Annotated in this window: 3 protein-coding genes; all 3 read left to right on the top strand. The window is 73.8% G+C overall.

Features of this window, described 5'->3' with window-relative positions:
• Positions 1–354: PucR family transcriptional regulator (locus AWZ10_RS36615; protein ID WP_167366026.1), on the top strand; the 354-nt coding region annotated here is incomplete at its 5' end.
• 112 nt (positions 355–466) lie between these two features.
• The gene (locus tag AWZ10_RS36610) at positions 467–1,963 is read left to right on the top strand and encodes an ABC transporter substrate-binding protein (protein ID WP_060893173.1); all 1,497 of its coding nucleotides are present in this window, start codon (positions 467–469) and stop codon (positions 1,961–1,963) included.
• Between the two features lie 113 nt (positions 1,964–2,076).
• A partial coding sequence (locus AWZ10_RS36605) for an ABC transporter permease (protein WP_159058488.1) occupies positions 2,077–2,998 on the top strand: 922 nt, incomplete at its 3' end.

Below are 2,998 nucleotides of genomic sequence, written 5' to 3'. Positions count from 1 at the left end.
TGGCGGGAGGCCTCGGCGGCGGCCCGCGCGGCGCTGGCGGAGCCACGTCTGGGCCCGGTCGCCGAGTGGCGCTCCATCGGCCCGTACCGCCTGCTGACCGCACTGCCTCCCGACGCCCCCCAGGACCCCTGCGTCCGCCTCCTCCTCACCCCCGCGCACCGCGACCTCGCCCACACCGCCGAGGTGTTCCTCGACCACGCGGGCCAAGCGGGCCGCACCGCCGCCGAGCTGGGCATCCACCGCCAGACGCTCTACTACCGCCTCTCCCGCGTCGAACAGCTCACGGGCCTGGACCTGTCCGACGGCGAGGACCGGCTGCTGCTCCACATGGCGCTCAAGGGGGCGCGGCTCTGACGCGTTCCCCCACCCGTCCCGGTGGCGGAAAAAGGCGCTTATGAAAATGATTGTCATCGTGCTACGGTCGGGCACGTTGAATCTTTGACCACGTCTTTACTCGGAGTGTTCCGTGCGCCTCCCGGCCCGTTTCGTCCCTCTCACCGCGGTCACGACCGCGGCCTCCGCCCTGCTCACAGGGTGTTTCTCGTCGACGGGCGCCGACGAGGGCGGCGCCTCGGGCGAAGGCGGGCGGATACGGGTCGCGATGATGCTGCCGCCCCGCTCGGGCCTGTCGCCGCTGTCCGACGACGCGTTCAAGCTGTCGCGCTGGTCGACCGCCGAGACCCTGGTGAAGCTGGACGCGGAGGGCGACGCGCGGCCCGCGCTGGCCACCGGGTGGAAGCGGTCCGGCAAGAAGTGGACGTTCACGATCCGGGACGGCGTGACCTTCCACGACGGGACGAAGCTGACAGGTGAGGCCGTCGTCAACTCCCTCACCGAGGCGGCCACCGCCGCACCCAAGCCCCGCATCCTCGACGGCGTGGACCTGACCGCGAAGGCCGACGGCAACACCGTCACCGTCACCACGGCCACCGAGGACCCGCTGGTCCCGCAGCGCCTCAGCTCGCCGCAGCTCTCGATCCTCGCGGCGAAGGCGTACGAGGGGAAGACGGTGAACCCGGTCGGCGCCGGCACCGGCCCCTTCGAGCTGACCAAGGTGAACGGCACCGCCTCCGCCGCCCTCGACCGCTACGACGACTACTGGGGCAACAAGGCCAAGGCCCCCGGCATCGATGTGACGTTCGTGCCGGACGGCACCGCCCGCGCGGCCTCCCTGCGCAGCGGCGAGGCCGACATCGTCGAGGCGGTCCCGGTGTCGCAGGCCGCCGTGCTCGACCAGGACCTGATCACCGAGGTCCCGATGCCCCGCACCAACACCCTCTACCTGAACACCCGCAAGGGCGTCTTCAAGGACGCCTCGCTGCGCGCCGCCGCCCGCGAGGCCGTCGACGCGAAGTCGATCGTCGAGGGTGTGTACGAGGGACGGGCGGATGTCGCCGAGGGGCTGCTCGGGCCCGCGCTCCCCTGGGCCGCCGAGCTGCGGTCGGCCGTGAAGCGGGCGAAGGCGGGTGACCCCTCCGGCAGGTCGATCACCATCGGCACCTTCACCGACCGCGCGGAGCTGCCCGAGGTCGCGGCCACGCTCCAGCAGCAACTACAGAGGGCCGGGTTCAAGGTGAAGCTCGACGTGCGCGAGTACGCGAACATCGAGTCCGACGCGCTGGCCGGCGAGTTCGACGCGTTCATCCTGTCCCGGGCGACGGTCCTCGACTCCGGCGACCCGGCCGCGTACCTCTACAGCGACTTCGCCTCCGACGGCTCCTTCAACATCTCCCAACTCGCCGACAGGACCGTCGACACGGCCCTCGGCAAGGCCTCCGACACCACCGCCGGTGACGCCCGCCGCCAGGCCGTCATCGACGCCGAGGCCGCCGTCCTCACCACCGACGCGGCCGTGCCGCTGCTGCACGAGCGGGTCATCCAGGGCGACGCGGCCGGAGTCGTGGACGCCGCGCACGACCCGCGCGAGCGGGAACTGGTCACCGCGGACACCTACGTCAGGTGAAGCGATCCGCAGGCACGTCGTCCGGCCCGACGCAGGCCGGACGGGCCGACGGGAAGCCGACCGGCCCCTCACCCGTCGGACACGCCCTGGGGGGTACGGCCGCCCCGTCACCCGTGGGACGTGCCGCGAGGAACGCCCGGAGATGGGTCGGTCCCGCCGGGCCGACCCGCCTCGTCAGTCTCCTCGCCGTCCTGACCGTCGTCGGGCTGCTGCCGTGGCTGTCCGGCCGTGACCCCGCGCTGACCGTGCTGCGCGCCCGGTCGGCCGAGCAGGAGGCGACGCCCGAGGCGCTGGCCGCGATCCGTGAGGATCTCGGCCTGGGCGCGGGCCCTCTCACCCTGCTGGGGAACTGGGCCTCCGGGCTGGTGCGCGGCGACCTCGGCACCTCGTGGGTGTCGGGCACGGACGTGCTCCCCTCGGTGGTCTCCGGCCTCCAGGTCTCCCTGGGTCTGATGGGCGCCGCCTTCGCCGTCGCGGTGCTGCTGGCCTGCGCGCTGGTCGCCCCGGTGCTCGTGCGGGGCCGGGGGTCGGCCGGCGCGTTCGCCGCGATGCTCGCCGCCGTGCCCGAGTTCCTGCTGGCCACGGTCGCGTTGCTGGTGTGCGGGGTGTGGCTGGGCCTGCTGCCGACGGCCGGCTGGGCGGGCCCCGAGTACCTGGTCCTGCCCGCGATCGCCCTCGGTGTCCCGGCCGGCGGTCTGCTGGGCCGCCTGGTCGCGGACGCGCTGCCCGCCGTGCTCGACGAACGCTGGGTGGAGCTGTGGCGCGGCGCGGGCGTGAGCCGGTCCCGTGTCTCGGCGGCCGCACTGCGCCGCGTACTGCCGCCCCTGGTACCGCAGTTCGGCATGGTCGCGGTCGGTCTGACGGGCGGAGCGGTCGCCGTGGAGACGGTGTTCGCGGTGCCCGGCATCGGCCGTACGGCCCTGGGCGCGGCCAAGTCCCAGGACCTCCCCCTCCTCCAGGGCTCGGTCCTCGCCCTCCTCGCCCTGGGCCTGGTCGCCGGCGCCCTGGCCGCCCTGGCCCGCCGCCGCCTCCTCG

This window comes from Streptomyces europaeiscabiei, assembly GCF_001550375.1.
Classification (GTDB): domain Bacteria; phylum Actinomycetota; class Actinomycetes; order Streptomycetales; family Streptomycetaceae; genus Streptomyces; species Streptomyces europaeiscabiei.
The sequence above is the reverse complement of the archived record's forward strand: the minus strand, read 5'-3'. Positions and strand labels throughout refer to the sequence as shown.